This is a genomic window from Candidatus Woesearchaeota archaeon, assembly GCA_020854775.1.
Taxonomy (GTDB): Archaea; Nanobdellota; Nanobdellia; order Woesearchaeales; family 21-14-0-10-32-9; genus 21-14-0-10-32-9.
In genome coordinates this window covers 1-20951 of sequence record JAHKLZ010000002.1, presented here as the reverse complement: position 1 = coordinate 20951, position 20951 = coordinate 1, and the positions used below count along the sequence as shown (strand labels likewise).

Genomic DNA, 20951 nt, shown 5'->3' with positions numbered 1-20951 from the left:
TTGGATTTTTTTAAAAGAAAAAAAGAAGAAGATAGTTCTGAGAAGAAACAAGATTTAGATGCTCCTAGTTCTTTGCCTGATAGCTTAATAGAACAATATGGTTTAAACAAGAAAAACGAAGAAAAAATAGATCATCCTCAAAAAATACCTGAAGATTTAATAAAAAATAAGGAAGAAATGGAAAAAATGCATGATGATTCTTTGAAGATGGAGCATATAAGGAATCTAGCAAAAGAATTAGAAGTGACTGAGAATATCCCACAACAAAAAGAACAAAGCAAGAATTCTTTTTTTGAGGAATTAGAAAAGAAAATAAAAAGTGGTAAACACGGAGTCGATAATCACTTTAATGCTAGCTTGGTTGATTTAATGAAAAGATATCATAAAGCCAGAGTTAGAGGAGAACATTTCTTTTTTCATGAAGAAGAATTAGATGATGCTTTGTATAATAAAATGCTTAAGTTAAAAGAACTTGAGAATGAATGGATGATACGCGCAAAAGAATACAACGTAGCAAAGGAATTATTGAATGAAAAAGAATCAGAAATAGAAAAAGCATCAATAGAATTAAGATCTTTAATAAAAAGCGCAGAGAAATTTAAAATATTTAGTAAGCAAACAACTCATGATAAAGCATTCAGATTAAACAATGGAAAAATATTGTTAAGCATTAATGATTTGCTTAATGAATTACAAGACATGAGTGAAGAAGAATATAAGCATCATGTTTCAAGTCATAAACATGATTTCTCTACTTGGATAAGTCATGTTTTTGGACAAAAAGAGCTTGCTGAACTTGTTAAAAAATGCAGTAATAAAGATTCATTAGTAGAAACTCTTAGTAATTATTAAAAAAAAAAATTCTTAAATATTTTTCTCGTCTAAACAAAAAAATTTGATTTGTTAGTTTCTCTACTAAAAAAGCTCAATGACTAAAAAACCATCCTAAACGAAACATTTATATATCAGTATACACATTTGTATCTAAGTTTTGGTGATTTAATCATAGATTCACACTAAAAAAAAGCCCGTGAGGTGACAAAAAACAATGAGAATTAAAAAAACAACCATCATAATGATGAGCATAGCAATAATAACTATGTTCATAGCGATGGCACAAGCAAATGACGGATTCAACGTTCCGTTAGGTGCAGAAAACGCCACCACGATAAGGTCGGAAACAACAAACACGACGCTGTATCCACCATACGAAGTAGAAGCAATAGCAGGAAACCTGACAGAATTAGACATCACAGGAGTATCCGTAACAAAGAGCTGGCAAGGCTTCTTCGGAAACGTATCAGGTACAATCATATTAGAAGATAGCAGCGGAGCAAGATTCTACGACTGGAGCGCGGCAGAACCACAAGGACAAGTATACGCATCAGTCAACGACAGCATATCCTGGACAACAGTAGAATGCGCCCCAATAAACGATAACGGATACAGAACATCATGGTACAATTTCTACGGAATGAACGAATCAGACTACGACAACATAAACATGACCTACAACGCCACGGACCACCCCGAAATATACGTAGGATTCGAAACCATCAACGGATGTAGAACCACATACACATTTCAAAACAGCGAAAGACAATTTGAAAATTTCCCAGCACTACTACTAACAAGCGATTCCCAAAGCACATTAATATTCACAGCTATAATTGAAGACAAAACAATCAACGTCAGAGATTCCTTAGTGGGTTACGACGGAGGATTATACGACTTCCAATTACTAGTAGCAGAAAGAGGAAAATGGGGAGACACTGACTCCACAACCTACTATTTCTGGATAGAACTAAGCTAGGTGCCACAATTTTATTCTTTTTTTTAACCAAAAAAAAGCAGGGCTAAGAGAAAATGAAACCAGAAAGAAAAAGGAAAAATAAATCTGAACTCTTCCTAGTTTTATTAGCACTCACGGCTTTCTTAGCCCTGCCCCTCTTCTCCCAAGAAATAACAGCCCAACCAACAGGACTAGATATAACTTATAACGAATCAGAAACAAGAGACGCGAACGCACCGAGTGAAAGAACAGACATAGGAGGAACAATCACCACGATGCAAGTAGAAGTAGCTCAGCAAATAATAACTTGGAAAGCCTACGTGGGAAATATCACAGGAACACTCGCCCTAGACGACGCAGGAGGAAACTCAATATACAGATGGGAACTAGACGTAGGAGACGTAACAGGAAACATATTCATAACAAGAGATAGCGCGGTAGACTGGACAGACATAAATTGTTCAACAACGCAAAACATGGAAGACGAAGACGCTAACTTAGGCCTAGATTCAAGCACATCATACAGTATAAATGGAACATTCAGCTCAAACACATATTCATCAATAACTGTTAATTTAGAAGCAAAAAACAATTGCCCAGCAACAAGCACATTCATAAACGGAGATCCTCAAGGCGTAGCGCCTAACGACGCAGATTTCCCACTAATATTATTAACAAGTAACACTAACTTAATATACGCAACCCCTATAAAAAAAGAAACTGAAAGTTTCAGAGGAAGTGGAGACCTAGTAGACTTCCAAGCAATCGTACCAAACCAAGCAGGACAATCAACCGCGTACTACTTTTACGCAGAACTAAGCTAAGGTGCATCATGAAAATAAAAATAAACAAAACAAAAAAAGTTTTAATAACACTATGTTTAATCCTAGTTCTAGCACCAATAGTTAATTCTCAATACACAGACACAAAAGACGTAATCGCGAGAGTAAACATCACAGATGCATTCCCAGAAATGGTAAGCGTCGTAGTAGACGATCCAATAACTCTAACAGGAGGAGGTATAAAAACAGTCACGTGTAACGCTTCCGTAAGAGACTGGGGTGGATGGGAAAACATAGAATACGCAAACGCCACATTATATCATACTTTTGACAGCAGTCATGAAGACGTAGACAGCCTAGATTATCATTACACAAATAGCAGTTGTGAAAACTACGATAATGATGGAGAATACATCGCACTATACACATGCTCATTCCAAGTTGCTTATCACGCAACTAATGGAAACTGGACTTGCAACGTCACCGCTAGAAACAACGGAACATTCATAGATTCATTATCAAACACCACCACTATCAACGAATTATACGCGTTAAACGTTACTAGCCTAATAGACTACGGCGAATTAGCAGTACTAGACACAAGCGAAGAAGTAAACGCGACAATAACAAATTTTGGAAACATGGCAATAAACATAAGCGTAGAAGGCTACGGAGAAACACCAGGAGATGGACAAGGACTAATATGTAATTCAGGAAGCAACGACATAGACGTGTACTACCAAAGATTCTCAACCACGCCTTTTGAAGACTACGGATTAAAAATACCTTTAGACACTTTACCACAAGACCTAGGAATAACACTCCCAAAACCAACACAAAGCACAGCACCAGTAACTAACACGACTTATTGGCAATTAGAAGTACCAATGAACCCATTCGGATTATGCGAAGGATTCATAAGATTCACAGCGTACGCACCATAATCAGAACTTAAGAATTCTAAACAAATCCTGCTTAGACTTAACATTCTTAACTTTGTAAGCCAAAGACTTATAACCAAAAACATCACGAATCCACAAATAAAAATCATTCTTAGAATCATTAACATGATGACCAAAAACATCATCACTCATATCACGCAAAGAAAACCTTAAATCATTTAAATTCTTAAGGATGCGACCGTCACACAACAAAAATTCTTTGCCAAAAGGAGCATTCCTAGACATCTTCTTACGAACATTTTTAACCTTAGACACGTACGTAAAATCATCAACAACCTCCTTAGAATAATAAATATCTTCAACTATGCTTTTCAAATCATACAACGTATCAAGAACTTCCTCACTAATAGAAGAATCATCAACAAACACTTTTTCCTTAGATACCGCGCTAACACCCTTATCAGAAACCAAGCTAGCATTAACATCACCAACATTATCAACATCATCAACATTATCAGCACTTGCTTCTTCATTTAACAATTCCTTAGCAACATTATTAATTAGTGTAACATGATTCAAAGACTTTAAATTAGCATCATCAACGGACTTGGAAGAAGAAACTAAAACAGGAGGCTTCTCAAGATCAAGCTTCTTATGAGAATCATCTTTCTTAACAAACAATTTCTTGAAATCAAACAAATCCTTAACATAATCCAAATCCACAAGAGAAGACTCCTCAGACTTAAAATAATAAACAGACAAAAACAAAACAGACAACAAACCAATAAGTAAAGGAACAAATAAAGGATTAGAAGAACGCTCAACGTCCTTAGCAACCATACCTGTTATTAAATTCTTAGTTTCATCAACCTTACCTTGTTTGAAAACTAACATCTTAGATTCTTTAAAGTCATCAAAAGATGAATTACTAAAAGAATAATAAGAAACCTTTTTAGAATCGCCACTAACATTCCATTTAGCAAAATAATTATTCTTAGAAACAGGACTAACAACGAAAACAACATCTTTTTCTAAAGATAAAACATTATCTAAGATAACTAAGTCATCAACAATGTCAAAGAACTGTAAATTCTTAGAAACTAAAGAAACACTTTCTTCTCTATCAGAATAAGAAATAACTGCGCGAATCACTTCAGAATCAACTAAAAAAGAAGATTGACTCTCAACTAAATAATTAAGCAAATCAGAAGATTCCCTACGAGAAAGATTAAAATTTTCAAGTTCCAAATACTTCTCAAAAACGTTCCTAGCTAAGAAAGAATCATGAGTTTCTTGATAAGAAACAGAATCAACAATTTCAAAACTTAAAGGAACATCTTTTAAAACATTGTTAGCTTCAATAATAAGCTTAGACACAGCCAAATCAAATTCAGCATAAGACAAATCCTTAGATTCTAATTTAGATAATTCGGACACAACATTATTTAATTTATTCTTAGAAGCCACAATGTCAGATAATAATCCAAGACTTTGAGTAATCAACAATTCCTTCTCTGAAGATAAACGCTGAATCTTAGATTCAGCTAAATCAACATCTAAAATCAAAGCATTCACGAAACTAATCTTATCTTTTAACTCAGCTCTTAACTCAGAAGCCAAACCTTTAACTTCAGAAGACTCATCCCTATAAGGAATAAAAGTAATAGCAACCTCGTTAGATAAAGGACCTTCTTTGTGAGCATGATTAACCGCGCTAACCTTATAATAATAAGCCTCACCATACTCAACATCATAATCAAAATAATAATTCCTAGAAGTAGTAGCTAAATAATGAACATAATCAACCCCACCCCTATTTGATTTCTTATAAATCTTATACTCTTTAATTTCATCAAATAATTCATCTAAGTACTTCCAATTAAGAACAACCCTATCAGATTCAACGAGAGCCTCAAAACTAGAAACCCTAGAAGGAACATAATTATCAACAATAAAAATCTTACCAGACGTTATTTCTGTACCAACCAAATTAGTTTTATCAACTCCCTTAAAAGTAAAAGTTCCAATTCTTCTTTTATCAGCTTCCTGAATAACCATGAAACCAGCCCACCTATTACCAGAACCAGTAAGAGTAATACTCCTAGGACTAGCATCATCATCAAAATAATACTTAAGCTCAGGCTCACCAATCAAATCCTCAGAAGCAATAACTTCCACTTCTATTATACCTGCTCTTAAAGGAGAACTAGGACTTAATATAATATCAGCAGAAGGAAACAAATTAACATCAACAACAAAAGAAGCTTTTGACTCAACACCAACAAGTGACTTGCAAATAACATGAACTTTGTGCGTTCCTTGAGAAAGACTAGGTGTTTTACCTTCATGAACAAAATCATCAACTGATTTAAATGTGTAAGTCATACTTGAAAATGATTTGTTAGATAAATCATATTTGCAAACAGAAGCTAAATCAGTTTCTAAAGAAACATCAAGAATTCTTGAATTAATATTAACGTTCTCTAAGCCAGAAATAACAGGACTTCTAGCAATAACAACAGAAGAAGAAATACTAGATTCATTATCTTCAACAGAGAACAAAATATCTAAGTAACCAGAAGAATCAAAATTAGAAATCCAAGAAAACAAGTAATCAGAACCATCAAGAACTAAAGTTCCTTGAGAAACATTTTTAGAAGCAGAAACTTCTGATACGTTTCCAGAAATACCTAGATGAAAAGAGATAGCTTCATTATTCTCAGCTTTAATCAATGAAGAAACATCCATAGATAAAGCAGTTCCAAAAGATAGAGAAACAAGTAACAAAAATAAAACTAATACAATGTTTAAATACAAGTCCTTCTTAGTTTTTATTTTTAACATTTTATCCTTTACCTTTCTTTTTTGAACCAATACTTTGAGATGAAATAACATCAGAATTTTCTTTTTTTAACGCTTCTAGAATAGCTTTCTCTATGAAATCATTAAGCGTAGAACCCTTAAGAATAGCAATTATTTTAGCTTTAGTATGTATTTCTTCATCTAATCTTATGTTAAGCTGTTTTCTTGCCATTAATAACCATCAAATCCTAAATTGTTGCTATTCTCTAAATTATTTATAAATAATAAAAAAAATAATAGCTATCATTATATATAAATATTTCGATATAAAAATATTTTGCTAATTTGCTAGCAGGTTCTTTTTTTAAAAAAAGAAAAAAAGAAAAAAATTAACTAGAAGAACCATCCTGCTTCTTAGACTCATCACTTTTAGCTTCATCACCAGATTCTTCACTTGATCCATCACTCAATTCCTTGCCTGATTCTTTACTTGATTCCTTTTTTGATTCCTCACTTGATTCATTATCAGACAACACAGGAACCGAACCATCCGCAGAAACATCCTCCTTCTCAGGATGCTTAAGAGCATCCTCAAAAGCATGAATACGCACATCTAATTCTTGCTTAGACTCAAAAGCAGAATAAAGAAGAGAAATATTATCCTTCAAAGAAGAAAGCTCAGGATGACTCTCAACAGCCTTAATAAAATCAGCATTCTTATCAAGATCTTTAATCTGATTCAACAAATCCTTCTCAGTCTTCAAAGAATCCTTGCCATCAATATACAAATCATAAAGACGCAATAAATCATCATAAATCTTCTTAATTTCCTTCACACTAGACAACAAATCACCAAACTCATTCCTGCTGTTCAAAGCATAAATCTGATTAGAAATCTCAGCTTCAGACCTAGCAATTTCTTCCTTTTGTAACCTAGACAAAAGCAACAAATGCTTATAATGCGTATTATTAAGCAAACTAATCTTTAACAATTTTTCACGCTCAGAATACTTCAAAAAAGCCAAAAAAACATTAATAACAATAGGAGAAATCAAAACAAAAACAAAAAGCAACCACAAATTATTATAATAAACGTCTTTGCACAAAAAGAAAAAATAATGATACAAATAAACAATAACAGAGAGAACAGAAGCAATAATCAAAAAAGTATAAACTTTGTGCTCAGCATGAAAAATAGCCAACAACTCCTCAGTTTCCTCAAGCTTCTTTTTCTTAATACTACTCTTCTCAGCCTTGAGAAAAAATAAAGGAACAAGAACAATAATAGCAAAAAGAACCAAGAAAAACAAAGATTCCACACTAAAAAAAGGAAGACGCAAATCACAACGCGCAACAACACCTGGCTCCTCTATCCTAGGCCTATCAATTAAGTCAGGAGGCAAAATCGCTTCAGCATCATAATCACAAAACCTCTCCGTTTCAGGCTTATCATCATCCGTACCACATTGATTAACATCAACACAATCCCTGTACTGAATACCTGAAGGAAGACAAAGACCCCAATCACCACAACTCCAAGACTCAACACAATCATCAATTAACTCATCTTCTTCAACTATATCAGGACCAAATCCAGGAGTATCAGGACCAAAAGCAGGCGCGCCAGGATCAAAACCAGGAAAATCAGGCGTCGGAGAATCAGAAGGATCAGACGCGCCAGGAGAACTAGAAGGAGGTGGAGGCGCAGGACACTCACCACAATCCTCAGGACAAGTATTACAATTTTCATACGAATCACAAAAACCATCACCACAAATAAGAGGAGGCGCGACCAATATCAATCCTTGAAATTTGCCACTTTCCCAATGCAAAGTACCAATACCCTCAACAGAATTATTAAAAAGAACAGACGCAGGAAAACCACCAACTCTAAACCTTATTAATTCACCAGGATACGCACCACTCACAGAAGGAGAAGTATTCTCGCCCAAACAAGACATAGTACCAAAAAAACCATAATTAACAACAGAAAAACTACCACAAACATCCCCTTGAGAATCAACAGCTTGAATAACCATGCCAGGATTAACAGGGACATTAAAAAGCTTAGCCGCGCCATAAAGCTCCATAGGCAAAGGCGGATGACTAACAACGAAAGAAGATAACAAAATTACTAAAACCAAATAAACAAGTAATCCTCTACGAAAAATAAAACTCACCAAGTCACCACCCAATCAACATTTTGATTAACATAAATCCAATAACCATAACCAGGAACAAAATAATCCAAAGAACTATTACCTTCTTTAAAATGATGCAACCACGAATAAGAACCATTAACTAATTGAAACGAATGAACACTAACATAATAATCAGAAATAGAACTCAAAGCATCAACTATTTCAAGCTCCGTTTCAGAAGGATAACCCACAAGATTCCAACCAGAACGAAGATTCATAGTAGAAGTATTAAAACGCAAACCCTCCGCGAAATAAGTACCAGGTTCATTCATGTAAACAAAGTAACCTCTACGCCTATCAAAAGAAGTAGAACTAGTCTGAATCGTCCAATTAGGCAAACTAGGATTAAAACTATTCCAAGGATCAACATTATTAAGAGGATTAAAATAAAAAATGTACTCAAAATTCAAAGAAACATTATTCACATCAGACAAAGCAGAAGAAAAATTTTTCACCCCAGTCTCACAAGGAAACGAAACCACGTTTAAACCATCATCCAAAAAAACAGAACAAGTCTCAGGAGACAACTCCAAAATCCTAACCCTAGCAACAGTAGTCAAACCAGTAAAAGTCTCAACTAATTCAGAAGAAATAAAAAAAGACAAAAAACCAAGAAACAAAACCACGACGACAGCCAACAAACTAACAAGAGCGCGCATCTTCAACATTAATCATCACCCTCCTCAAAGTCTATGTACCACTTCTTAGCCTTAGAATCAAATTTGAATACGACATTTTGCTTTTTGTCTAAATCCAATTCAAAAAGTAAAGGCTTAGGAATCGTAGTTTCAAAAGAATGACCCCTAGTATAAAGCTTACGTTTAAATTTCAAAAATACATCACAAACAACAAAAGAACAAAACCCATATAAATACTTTACTTATAAATTTACTTACATATTTACTTACATTGTTTTGTGTAAAAAAAGAAAAAAATCAAAACAGAAGCTTAATCCACAACCCTAAGAAATGAGTTGAAATAATAACAACAAAAGCTAAAACCCAGTGCTGAAAAATGACTTTCAAAGGATTCTCTCTTTGTTCCAAAGCCAAAAAATAACTAAGAACACCCAACAAAAACAAACCCAACCCAACACTAACAAGAACAGCCAGATTTAAACTAAACAAAAGCAAAGGAACAACAAACAAAGAAGAAAAAAACATCTTAGACAAAAAAGTAAACAAAGAAATCTTCCACGCCTTAGAATCACTTCTAACTTCGGACTCCTTAGAAATGTGAATACTAAGAGAATCAGATAAAGAATCCGCGACCGCGATAATAATCACGCCACCAATAACCGCCACAGCAGAACCCGTACTCGCATTCAAACCAACCATTAAACCAAGAGTAGTAAGAATACCAGAAACTAATCCAAAACTAAACCCGAACCTAAACGAACCACTATTCCAAAAATTACCCTTCATTTTTTAATCACCACAAAAAAAAGAAAAAAAATTATAATTTGTGCCCACACTTCTTGCACTTCTTCCTAAAATAAGGATTCTTCTTCTTACAATGCTTGCATTTCTTCGTGATGAAGAATAAAAGAAGTAACAAAATTATTAGTATTATCAAGATTATTAACATCAAATCAACAGATTCATACTTGAAGTCAAACAATCCTTCCTTGACTTTAATCAAAGAATTCTCACGCTCACCATAAAGAACCTTAACGCGAATCTTCTCATTAAAAGGAATATCTTCTTCCTCCATCGTTGTATCAACACTAATAGTTCCTGATTTACCAGGCCTTAAACTAATAATTTGATCAGTACCAAAAATAAGAGATTCACCATCAACTATCAACTCCACAATTTCAGCAGTAGCATAAACATCAACATCACCTATGTTCCTAACCTTAATCAAGAATCGGCTATTCCTAGCACTAAAAGAAACATCAACAATATCCAACTCAGCACCATCAATAACACTTATCTCAGAAAGAGGAACAACGGTTTCAAGAGTCTGCTCCAACGCCTTAGGAGACTCACCATAAATCACGCTAAGCTCTAAAGACTTATTATCACCAAACAAATCAATACGCTCACCATCACCATCAAGCAAAGGATAAATAACAGTCTTAAAATCATTACCATCAATAAACGTAGGAATAACATCAATTATATCAACAATACTAGAACTCTGACCATCAGTGACGCGCATACTAATAGGTAAAAAATAAGTAGAAACAGGCGCAAAATTCCTATAAGTAACCTCTAAATTATTAGTAGCAGTATTAACAACCGCGACGACAATACCAAGATTCAAATCATACCTAGGAATAGGAAACCTATCAAGATCCTCAACTTGCGCAATCGCGCCCTCAGGAACACGAGCACCCTGACCAAACTTAACGAAAACACTAAGACCAGTTTGACGCCTAATAAAAGTAGCCGCGCCAATCAACTCATTACCAATAAGCGTACCAACCTCTAATTCGCTCCTAGAAATATAACTCCTAACTTGATCAGGCACGTTAGCAAAGCCAATAAACAAAACAGGATCAGCACCACTCATAATACTAGACTCTATGAACTCCCCATTAGTAAGAATCACTTGGCGCCTAGACTGACCATGAATGCTACGATAAACCTCTTGATACTTCTCAACCAAAATAATGTTATTATCAAACCTATCACCAGTATTAATAATTAAAGGATCATAAACTTCTAAAGAAGACCTTAAAGACCTATCCACTTGACCATAAATAATTAATTCACGAACATTCCTATCCTCTAAAACATTAACTATTTGATTAACATTATTACGATTAGAAAACAACACATAATAACGACCAAGAGAAGCCAAAGGAGCAACAGAGATAGCATTATAACCATAAGAATCATCAACAATTATGAACTTATCAACACTAGGAAGCAAATCAAGAATCTCTAAGTTACCACTCCTAACCCTGAACTCTTGAATATTCTGAAAACCCTCATTAACAAGAATAGGCTGATAATTAGCAATATAAGGATTATTCCTAGACGTAAAAACTTCGATGCTCTCAGAAGCACGAGAAATACTACCAAGAATAATAGACGCGTGCCTAGTACTAGTCAAGAAATGACCTTGCTTACCATCAAGACGAGCATAAAGCAAACCAGAATAAACATCGCGCCAATCAGCAGAATTAACAATTACTTGAGGAGCAGCAAATACAACAGAAGAAAACAAAATCATCAAAATCAAAAAAGACAACAGTAATTTCTTATTCACTATTAAAACCCCCCCAAAAAAAATGACTTATTCAACCATATTTAAACTTTTCTATGAGATTTCAAATCCTTATTAATAATCAAAAGAAAAACAGATAAAGAAATAAAAAAGAATAATTCAAAAATACCAGTCATACCAAAAACAGTAAGAGTAAAAACAGAACCACCAACACAAAACAAAATCAAACGAAAAGACTTAACAGACAACTCCTTATCAACCAAAGATAAATACTTAGAAAACAACAACAAAGAAACAATAAGAAAAACAGCGAATAAAACACCTAAAACAGCGTGAATATTAAAATCTAAACTTCTCAACTCCTTAGGAATAGGTTCATCATGAATAGTAGGAACAAAAACAGTTAAAATCAAAAAAATAGCAGAAAAATACAGAAACCTATACGCTTTCTTATTCTGAAACTTAGTTCTCCTAAAAATGTGAATTATAACAAAAAACAACAAAACAGCAGTGATAACACCCCAAATAATAAAAGACTTCTGAAAACCATACCAATTACCAATCATACTAAGCGTATACTCAAAAGGCGACTTCTTCAAACCAAACAACAAAGTATAAACAGGAATAAAAATAATAGAAAACAAAACTAAGTACTCAACAAACAAAACATGAACAAAATTCTTATTTGAACCAATCATAAAAAAAAAGAATTAAGAAAAAAGCTTATTAATGTTTTGCTTAGCAACAACCTTGTTTTTAGGAAACGAAGCAACATTAAATTTTACATGAAAACAATCACCAGAATCGGTTAATTCAAAAAAATCTTCGAGAATCCCAGGTTTTAACAACCTCAAATAAAAATCAAGATTATCATCTAACCTATTATCTTGAGCACACAAAAAACCCTTATCCTTAACAGACAAATTATTAACCAAATTATTCAAAGCAACACCCAAATGCCTAGGCTTCTGCAAAAACAACTCAAAAATAATAATTTTATCATCAAAACCTTTAGCGACACACCTAGAAATAACTAGTTTCTCACGCTCCAAATCCTCAAAACTAAAACCAGCAACCCTAAGAAGACCTTCCTTAATTAGTTGTTCATCCTCCCCAGACTTACAAAAAACCCTAACAACGAAATTATTAATCAATCTCAATTACTTACCCCTACTCCTAGACTCAAAAAGAGCAACAGCGATACTAACAACAGAAGACTGAGACTCCAATAAACGCTTCTCAAAAACAATAAGCTTAGCATCATCAATACATTGCTTCATCAAAACAACATCCTTCTTATCAACAACTTCACCCACGAATAATCAATCCTCCTTCTTAGAATGAATCGCAATAGGCGAACTACCCCCATGCCAAGTAAACCTAGGCCTAACCCTCATAGGATATAATTTCTCGTTAGTATCATCAAAAATAACCGCGGCACCCTTCTCCCTAGGCAAATCATCCAACTCACCCACTAAACCAGTACGCATATAACTCTGCATCAAAGTACCAAGAGCCTCAGTATCAAGCTTAGCAGTAATCCTATGAGCAAGAACCGTGTCAGACTGAGTCATAACATCCGTATGAATCTTACCAGGTTGCTGAGTAGCAAGAATCAAAGAAATACCAGGCTGACGACCCTCCCTAAGAATCGTAATCAAAGGATCAGTAGCAAGAGTCTTCTCATCCTTAGGCAGAAACTCATGAGCCTCATCAATCACTAACCAAACCAAAGGCTCCTCTTGCTTCTCCTTATAATCATCAGAATAAGGATTCATAGCTTTATGCAACTCAACGAATTCCTCATCCTTACGCGCAACCATCCTCTGCACGAATAACTTATCAGCAATAAGACCAACAACCAAGTTCTTAATATTCCAAGAACCAGACATAGTAGCATAACAAGACAAATCAAGAACAGTTACTTGACCAGCCATAGCCAACTTAGACAAAGGCGTACCGCGCTCATCAAACAAACCCCACTTATCCGCAGACAAGAAACGATTCTTCGCCGCACTCTTAGTAACAGGATCAGAATCCTTATCATCATCGATGCGCTTAATAATATCTTTAACACTATAATTATTACCTATCTCTTTTAATTCATAAATTATACGCTCAATCAAAACACCAACATGATCCTCAGGCTTAATACCAAAAGTAGTAATCCAATCACCACCATTCAACTCAGAAGGCTGAATAGAAAAAGGAAAATCAGTAGGAATATTCTTCTCCCTAAAAGTATCAAAAAAACCAGTGGGCGTAAAAATCTTAACATCCAAACCCTTAGGTTCTAAACCCCACTCCTCTAACAAATCCTTATCTTGCTTATTAGGATACTTCATAGTCCAATAAACACCCATAGTATCCAACAAAATAATAGAAACATTCTGCTTAACTTCCTCAGGCAAATCAGAAACACCCTCCGCGATAACACCTAACGTATAAGACTTACCACCACCACGCTTACCACAAATAAAAATGACGTGACTACGCGTAACATCCATAAAAACACGATTAGACAAAGAAGTAGTCCTACCCATCTTCACGTAGTGCTTACCAAGAAGAATAATGCCTTTATCACCAAATTTTTTTCTATCACTAGAATCTCTGCCAATAATTATATCATTCATACAAACAAGAATTACAAAGCTTACTTAAATATTTTTGGTGAAACAAACTAATAAAAATCCTCTAATTCATGAATCTGATCAATTTTTAATTCATTATGAATATCTTCCAACAAGAAAACTTCTTGAGGAGTAATAATAGGCTTCCTAAAATTAGCATGATCATCATACGCAATCCTAGGACAAGCAGTATTAACATAACAATCAACACTAACACCCTCAACGTAATCCTCATTAACATAATCACAACCAAAAATGTAAGCCTTCTTACCAAGCTTCTCTAATTTATCCTTAATAAACCTAGCAAATCTTAAACGAAACTGACCTTGCTTACCACTAACAAATATACCAAAAGAATTACAAGACTTAGCCTTAGCAACCAACGCGTACCTCTGCTTAATAAACAAATCACTAATAACTAATTTCTTAGATTTTCTATGAACAGGATCAATAACAAAAACATCAACGTTTTTATGAACAAAACCAAGATTATTAGGATGAAAATCACCATCACCAACAAAAACAACAGGCTCACCAACATCAACAATCGTAGAAGAATCACAACCAAGAACATGATTATTAGTTACGTGACTAGAACTCTTAGAATCAAGAACAACAACACCTATTTTTTTTAATTCATCCTTAATTCTAGGAATTTCATCCAAAAAATTAATAGTAGTAACGAGATTAACAGAACCTAAATTTAATTTTTTAACTTCATCAACCAAAAAAAATAATTCTTCATCATTAAACAAATAAGAAACATGAACAAACAAAGTCTTAATCTTAGGCTTGCCCATAAAAGCATGACCAAAATGAATCAACAAATTACAACCAAACTTCTTAGCTTCCTCATCTCTTAAATCACACGCACCATACATAGGATCAACAAATAAAACAGGATCAAAATCACACAATTCATCCAACACAAGAGTAGAATACTGCTTCAACCCCTCAGGGAGCTGAACAGCCACAGGCTTATCATCACTTGATAAAGAACTCTTTAATTTTTTCAATTCCACCAATAATCTTTCCTTGTACATAAAAACAAAGAAATATTAATTATTATAAATAATTAGTGAAAAAAAAAACAAAAGAAGAAACATTTATAAGTTCGCTCTGATAAATTAAGAATAAAAAAGGTGATTTAAATAAGCATAAGCGAACCAATTCCAACAATAGAAGTACGTCATAAAGGAATATATGATTTAGACGCTATTTACAAAGGATTAAGACATTGGTTCAAAGAAAGAGAATATGATTATGATGAAAAAAGATACAAAGACAAAGTCGCGGATTACGGAAACGAATTAGAAGTAGAAATGCGCGCAGAAGTAAAAATAAATGACTTCGTAAAATTCAACGTCGAAGTTGACGGAAAATTCTACGGAGTAAAAGAATTCGAAGCAGAATACATGGGGAATAAAAGAAAAGTAAACAATGGACAATTCTTCGTAAAAATATCAGGCCAAGTCACTTATGATTATCAAGGAAAATTTAAAGGAAACATAACTGAGTACTTCCTAGAATTATTAGTAAAAAGAATACTTAAAAATTATTACGACATAAAATATGTAGACAGACTATACTATGATTTGTACACTTTGCAAACATTAATTAAGGAGAAAGTCTATATGGAAACAGCGAGCAACGCTTACTGAGGCAAAAAAAATGACTGAATACAGAAATTTAACATTCGGAGAATCTTTTTCATACAAAGGATTAATAGATGTTAAAGGACTTTACAGATTAATAGATAAATGGTTCAAAGAGCACGGATATGACAAATTCGAAAAATGGAACTTCGAAGAAGTGTACGAAGATGGAAAACAAATAACTCTTAAACTTCACCCTTACAAAAAAATATCAGACTACGTAAAAATAGAAATAAGAATAAACGCGGTACTATCAAAACTAAAAGAAACAACTATTAATCAAGACGGCGTAAAAATAACACTGATGAAAGGAAATGCGAAATTCACATTTGACACTTTCGTAGTAACTGATTATGAAGGTCATTGGAGTGGAACACCCTTCTATTTCTTTCTAAAAACATTAATGGACAAATTCATATACAAATCATATACAGACAGATACGAAGAAACACTAATCAGTGATAAAGACAAAATAAGACGAGAAATAAAGAGTTTCTTAAACATGACTAGGTTCGGAGAAGTATAAACAAAAATTTAATAAGATTTTTATAGTAATCAATAATAATAAACAATATGTTCTTATCAAAAACACTTAAATTCTATAAGAGAATCGAAGTAAGAAAAGCAATATTAGAACAAGCAAAAGATAAAGAAGTCGCAATACACTTCAAAGATTTTTTTGGAAAAAGACCTGATGCATTATTTTATGAAGCAGACATATTAGAACTAGCAAAAAAGAAAGCGACAAGTTTTCACTGCTCAGAAGAACTATGGACTAATCCTTTAAGCATAAGCAGCGATATGAGAGCAACAGAGCTTAACGCGATAAGAAAAGGATGGGATTTAATCCTAGACATAGATTGTTATCATTTCGCGTACAGCAAAATAGCTGCGCACTTATTAATAAAAATACTTAAAGAACACGAAATTAATAGTGTTACGTGTAAATTCTCAGGAAACAAAGGATTCCACTTAGCGGTACCTTTTGAAGCATTCCCAGAAACAGTAAATAATAAGCCAACAAAAGAATTATTTCCTGACGCGCCAAGAAGAATCGCTTATTATTTACGAGATATATTAAAACCAAAACTCGAAAAAGCAATAATGAAATTCGAAAAAAAAGACATAAATAATGTGTCAAAAAGAACAAACATACCAATAAATAAATTAATACAAATAAGAAAAGAAAACAACGAAGAAATAAGAATGTTAGACGTTGAATCATTCTTAGAAATAGACACAGTCCTTATAGCTCCAAGACACTTATACAGAATGCCTTATTCATTCCATGAAAAATCAGAACTAGTAAGCGTGCCTGTAAGCATTGATAGAATATTAAAATTTTCAAAAGAGGAAGCCAAACCAGAAAACGTGAAGTTCGACGTGCCATTCTTAGAAAGAAAAAACGTTAAGAAAGGAGAAGCAAGCACACTAATAATAAACGCGTTCGACACGCACCCAAAAGAACCAATACAAAACACGGAAAAAAAACATTTTGATTTACCAGAAAAAGCAGTGCCTGAAGATTTATTTCCGCCATGCATGAAAAACGCGTTACGAGGATTAGAAGATGGAAAAAAAAGAACTTTGTTCACAATGATAAATTTTTTCAAAGGAGTAAACTGGGAATTTGACGCGATTGAACAAAAAATAAAAGACTGGAATATAAAAAATCCTGAGCCACTAAGAGAAGTATACTTAAAAGGACAATTATCACAATTAAGAAAACAAAAAGAAGCAATACCCCCTCATAATTGTAAGTCATACTACGAAGACCTAAGAATATGCACACCAGATAATTTTTGTTCAAGAATTAGAAACCCCTTACAATACGCAGTACTAAAACAAAAAATGAACACGGAACAAAAATCAAAAGGCAGACCTAAATTAACAGAAGAACAAAAAGAAATGAGACGAAAATACAGAGAAAAAATAAAAAAAACTAATCAATAACAGCCGAGAATCTTTCAGCACCACACATCACCAACATGATGATGTTAGGATTAACAAATTTAGTATTTCTAAGAGTGTTCTTGTCAGTACTAGAAGGCGCGCACCTCTTAAAAGGATGAGTGTGCAACATGATAATTGTGTCATCAGAACAAGGAGCGTGAGACACATAATTCCAAGCTCTTTCAAAAACCCTAGGCTTATAATAACCTTCAACGAAGTATTCATTACCTTTAACTTCCCCTAGCAAACAAACAGCCCTTTCATCACCTAAAGGATTATATAATTCTTGAAGAAAAAACAAAGTCTCATCATCAAAAGAAACAATTACTTCATTCCTAAAAACGACTGTGTTAAAATCATCAATTCTAGAAGAACCAGCCAAACCAAAAATGTAACTATAAACAGGAGAACCAAGATACAAAAAAGAAAGCATTAACAAAACAAGAAAAGAAGCAACCAACACATTAACAATTCTTTTAAAAAGAATACTACTTTGATGTTCTTCTTCTAACTCTTCATCAGATTTATCTGCTAATTCTTGTTTAGCTTTTCGCAAATCATCAAGAACAAGATCTTTCTTCATAAACAACAAGAAAAAAATAAGAATATAAAAAATGTGTTAAAAATTTAGTTCTAAAAATTTTTTATGAGCAAGACGTAAAGGCATCATGACTGGCACATAAGTGTAATCTGTCCAAAAATCAAGAAATTCTTTTGTTTGTTCAATGAAACCTAATTCAACCAATAATAAATTATTAGATAACTTAATAGCTTCTAACTCTTCAATCATGCCTTTATTTGAACGTCTACCATTTAAAACATAATAAAAATTAGTTTTTTTAGAATTAGACAAATTCTTAGTTTGATAAATAAATAAACCAAAAGATTTAAAACCTCGCTCTTCCGCAATAAATTTTTCTCTAAACAAACTATAACCCTCGAAAAAAACACCTTCTCTGGCCTCAAAAAACTCGTCGATTAATTGAATCTTAGTTTTAGATAATAAAGAAACATTAACTATTATTTTTTCCAAATTTTTCCTTAAATCATACTCTAAATCTTTAGATACTTTATTTTTAAAAACTAAAAGAATATCTACGTCCTCAGGATTTTTTTTACCCCTCATTAAAGATCCAAATAAAATAATGTCGTCTAAATCTTTAACTTTTTTATAAGATTTACAAATCTTTACTAATTTTGTATGTATCAATTTCTTTTTCCACCTTTTGTTTTATTCTCTTACAAGTTTCAAAATCAGTTATTTTAGAATATGTATCTCTATAAGTTGAAAATTCTTTATCTAATTCAATATATGTTTTAGGAAAATAAGATTCCAACATTCTAAAACGAACATTATGATCTTTAGGAGATTCCCCTATTTTTTCTTTTAAAATAAAATCTTGCAAAACAAACCAAGTTTTAAAATAAAGAATTGTAGCACTAGTATAATCTTTCTGTTTAAACAAAGTATCTGCTGATTTTTTAAATACTAAAATTTGATTCTTCAAAACCATGTTATAATATATAACCAATAAGACTTATTTAAATATTTTGGTTATAACATATAACTTTTGTTGTGTATTAAAAAAAAGCAGAAAGAAAGTGAGGACGAAGGGATTCCTCGAACGAAATTAAGAGGTGCCAAAAACTGAAAGTTTTTGAGCATGTTCAAATCCCCTAACAAACAACAATACCAATAAACAAAAAAGAAAGTGGGGACGGAGGGATTTGAACCCCCATCGGCCGGTATCTCTCACTTCTAATTCATACCGTAACATTAATCATCGTCTTTCGACTCATCGCTCCAAAGCACTGGAGCCGGCTATTCTAGCCAGGTTAAACTACGCCCCCGCATAAAACAAGATTATAGAAGAGTTTAAAAAAGTTTTTTTTATTCAATATTAATATATTCTTCCAAATCAGCACGAATCTTAACTTTTTCTAGTTCACTAAGCTTACTTTGCTCAAACAATTTTTTTTTCTTAGTCCTATCAATTTTTTCACGCAAAGCCAACCTAATAAATTCTTGAACACTAGAAAAGCCTTGTTCTTTAACAAACTTATTTGTTTCATTTAATAAAGTGTCAGGAATCCTCAAACTTATTAATTTATTAGCCATAAATAAAACAAAAACAAAACAAATATATAAATGTTATCAAATGACATCAAAAAACAACAAATTCTTTTTTTTTAAAGACGAAAAAAACACAAAAACACAAAAAAATAAGAAAAAAATATAAAAGAAAAAAAACAAACTAAAAAAAGAAGAGGGAAACAAATTTGAAACTAAGATTTAATCTGCCAGCCGTATTTGAAGATAAAATAAAAATAGAAGGTGGAACCCCTGAAGAAAATAGAGTATTAACCTCCACAGATAATCAAGGAAACGCTGAATGGAAACCACTAACAGAAGTACTAGACTCAGTCAGCGGACTATACCACGAAGGAGACGTACAACCAGGACAAATCACGTTCTGGACCACGACGCCACCCACAGTAAGTGGAAACAACAACTTATTCTGGGACAACACCAATTCTAGACTCGGCATCGGAACAAACACACCCACATCTAGTTTACAAATAAACAGTTACGAAACAATAGACAGCGTGGGAACAAACATAATTCTAAACGCAGCAAGAAACAGAATAATGTACAGTGACCCAGGAACACCAAACACGAGAGTAGTAATAGGAAGTAGTTGGGGAACAGGAAGCAACTTCTCAATCATAACAAAAACAACAGCAGGAGACCTAACAGAAAACGACACAAAACTAATACTACTAAACAACGGAAACGTAGGTATAGGAAAAACAAATCCGGGAACCGAACTAGACGTTAACGGAACAATCACCGCGACAGGAGGAACCAGTACGAATTGGAATACGGCTTACACTTATTCGCAAACAGGTCATTTGCCTTTAAGTGGAGGAACACTCACAGGGAAATTAAATTTGCCTGCGTCAATAACTGATTCTGCTTATTTGAATTTACCACACGGTTTGACACCCACCACTCTAGTTAACGGGGATTTTTGGACAACAACAACTAGTTTAATA

At 33.4% G+C, this 20951-nt stretch carries 24 protein-coding genes and 1 tRNA gene; 8 read left to right on the top strand and 17 right to left on the bottom strand.

The genetic code is table 11. The annotated features are described in order from the left end of the window. The 4 genes from KO361_00155 (at position 1) to KO361_00140 (ending at position 3518) form a co-directional block, all read left to right on the top strand. Positions 1-852 (top strand): hypothetical protein, encoded by an 852-nt coding sequence (locus KO361_00155; GenBank protein ID MCC7573990.1) that lies wholly within the window; start codon positions 1-3, stop codon positions 850-852. Between the two features lie 196 nt (positions 853-1048). After that, on the top strand, positions 1049-1813 hold the full coding sequence (locus KO361_00150; protein MCC7573989.1) for a hypothetical protein: 765 nt from the start codon (positions 1049-1051) through the stop codon (positions 1811-1813). A 53-nt stretch (positions 1814-1866) separates the two neighbouring features. Beyond that, positions 1867-2616, top strand: coding sequence for a hypothetical protein (locus KO361_00145; protein MCC7573988.1), 750 nt, complete (start codon positions 1867-1869; stop codon positions 2614-2616). 8 nt (positions 2617-2624) lie between these two features. Next, entirely contained in the window at positions 2625-3518 is an 894-nt protein-coding gene (locus KO361_00140; GenBank protein ID MCC7573987.1) for a hypothetical protein, read from the top strand. Here KO361_00140 and KO361_00135 read toward each other — a convergent pair whose 3' ends face one another. From KO361_00135 to dph2, 12 genes are all read right to left on the bottom strand, one after another. Next, entirely contained in the window at positions 3519-6320 is a 2802-nt protein-coding gene (locus KO361_00135) for a fibronectin type III domain-containing protein (GenBank protein MCC7573986.1), read from the bottom strand. It abuts the gene before it with no gap. 1 nt (position 6321) lies between these two features. Beyond that, on the bottom strand, positions 6322-6510 hold the full coding sequence (locus KO361_00130; protein MCC7573985.1) for a type II toxin-antitoxin system HicB family antitoxin: 189 nt from the start codon (positions 6508-6510) through the stop codon (positions 6322-6324). 157 nt (positions 6511-6667) lie between these two features. Continuing rightward, on the bottom strand, positions 6668-8458 hold the full coding sequence (locus KO361_00125) for a hypothetical protein (protein MCC7573984.1): 1791 nt from the start codon (positions 8456-8458) through the stop codon (positions 6668-6670). Beyond that, on the bottom strand, positions 8455-9147 hold the full coding sequence (locus KO361_00120; protein ID MCC7573983.1) for a hypothetical protein: 693 nt from the start codon (positions 9145-9147) through the stop codon (positions 8455-8457). The genes KO361_00125 and KO361_00120 overlap by 4 nt, the downstream gene beginning before the upstream one ends. Next, positions 9147-9311, bottom strand: coding sequence for a hypothetical protein (locus tag KO361_00115; protein ID MCC7573982.1), 165 nt, complete (start codon positions 9309-9311; stop codon positions 9147-9149). The genes KO361_00120 and KO361_00115 overlap by 1 nt, the downstream gene beginning before the upstream one ends. A gap of 103 nt (positions 9312-9414) precedes the next feature. Then, positions 9415-9903 carry a hypothetical protein gene (locus KO361_00110; protein ID MCC7573981.1) on the bottom strand — a complete coding sequence of 163 codons (489 nt, stop codon included), beginning with the start codon at positions 9901-9903 and terminating at the stop codon, positions 9415-9417. A gap of 31 nt (positions 9904-9934) precedes the next feature. Continuing rightward, positions 9935-11698, bottom strand: coding sequence for a hypothetical protein (locus KO361_00105; protein MCC7573980.1), 1764 nt, complete (start codon positions 11696-11698; stop codon positions 9935-9937). Positions 11699-11739: 41 nt separating this feature from the next. Further along, positions 11740-12354 (bottom strand): DUF998 domain-containing protein, encoded by a 615-nt coding sequence (locus KO361_00100; protein ID MCC7573979.1) that lies wholly within the window; start codon positions 12352-12354, stop codon positions 11740-11742. Positions 12355-12366: 12 nt separating this feature from the next. Continuing rightward, entirely contained in the window at positions 12367-12816 is a 450-nt protein-coding gene (locus KO361_00095; protein MCC7573978.1) for a hypothetical protein, read from the bottom strand. Beyond that, entirely contained in the window at positions 12817-12972 is a 156-nt protein-coding gene (locus KO361_00090; protein ID MCC7573977.1) for a hypothetical protein, read from the bottom strand. It abuts the gene before it with no gap. A gap of 6 nt (positions 12973-12978) precedes the next feature. Further along, positions 12979-14289, bottom strand: a complete 1311-nt coding sequence (locus tag KO361_00085) for an ATP-binding protein (protein ID MCC7573976.1) — start codon at positions 14287-14289, stop codon at positions 12979-12981. Between the two features lie 47 nt (positions 14290-14336). Next, positions 14337-15311 (bottom strand): diphthamide biosynthesis enzyme Dph2, encoded by a 975-nt coding sequence (dph2, locus tag KO361_00080; GenBank protein ID MCC7573975.1) that lies wholly within the window; start codon positions 15309-15311, stop codon positions 14337-14339. Positions 15312-15608: 297 nt separating this feature from the next. On the opposite strand from dph2, the gene KO361_00075 reads away from it, so the two are divergent. Genes KO361_00075 through KO361_00065 form a run of 3 tightly spaced genes read left to right on the top strand, consistent with a single transcriptional unit; the run spans position 15609 to position 17894 of the window. Beyond that, a complete protein-coding gene (locus KO361_00075; protein MCC7573974.1) occupies positions 15609-15947 on the top strand; it encodes a hypothetical protein in 339 nt (112 codons plus the stop codon). Between the two features lie 10 nt (positions 15948-15957). After that, the gene (locus KO361_00070; protein ID MCC7573973.1) at positions 15958-16467 is read left to right on the top strand and encodes a hypothetical protein; all 510 of its coding nucleotides are present in this window, start codon (positions 15958-15960) and stop codon (positions 16465-16467) included. 47 nt (positions 16468-16514) lie between these two features. Continuing rightward, positions 16515-17894: a hypothetical protein gene (locus KO361_00065; GenBank protein ID MCC7573972.1), complete on the top strand. Its 1380-nt coding sequence runs from the start codon at positions 16515-16517 to the stop codon at positions 17892-17894. Here the strand turns inward: KO361_00065 and KO361_00060 are convergent. From KO361_00060 to KO361_00040, 5 genes are all read right to left on the bottom strand, one after another. Continuing rightward, positions 17884-18477: a hypothetical protein gene (locus tag KO361_00060; protein MCC7573971.1), complete on the bottom strand. Its 594-nt coding sequence runs from the start codon at positions 18475-18477 to the stop codon at positions 17884-17886. The two genes, KO361_00065 and KO361_00060, sit on opposite strands and share 11 nt — an antisense overlap. A gap of 36 nt (positions 18478-18513) precedes the next feature. Beyond that, positions 18514-19104: a nucleotidyltransferase domain-containing protein gene (locus tag KO361_00055; protein ID MCC7573970.1), complete on the bottom strand. Its 591-nt coding sequence runs from the start codon at positions 19102-19104 to the stop codon at positions 18514-18516. Continuing rightward, positions 19073-19408, bottom strand: coding sequence for a hypothetical protein (locus KO361_00050; protein ID MCC7573969.1), 336 nt, complete (start codon positions 19406-19408; stop codon positions 19073-19075). The genes KO361_00055 and KO361_00050 overlap by 32 nt, the downstream gene beginning before the upstream one ends. A 199-nt stretch (positions 19409-19607) precedes the next feature. Then, a tRNA-Trp gene (locus KO361_00045) sits at positions 19608-19745 on the bottom strand. Positions 19746-19785: 40 nt separating this feature from the next. Further along, positions 19786-20013 carry a ribbon-helix-helix domain-containing protein gene (locus tag KO361_00040; protein ID MCC7573968.1) on the bottom strand — a complete coding sequence of 76 codons (228 nt, stop codon included), beginning with the start codon at positions 20011-20013 and terminating at the stop codon, positions 19786-19788. 161 nt (positions 20014-20174) lie between these two features. Here KO361_00040 and KO361_00035 point away from each other — a divergent pair. After that, a partial coding sequence (locus KO361_00035) for a hypothetical protein (protein ID MCC7573967.1) occupies positions 20175-20951 on the top strand: 777 nt, incomplete at its 3' end.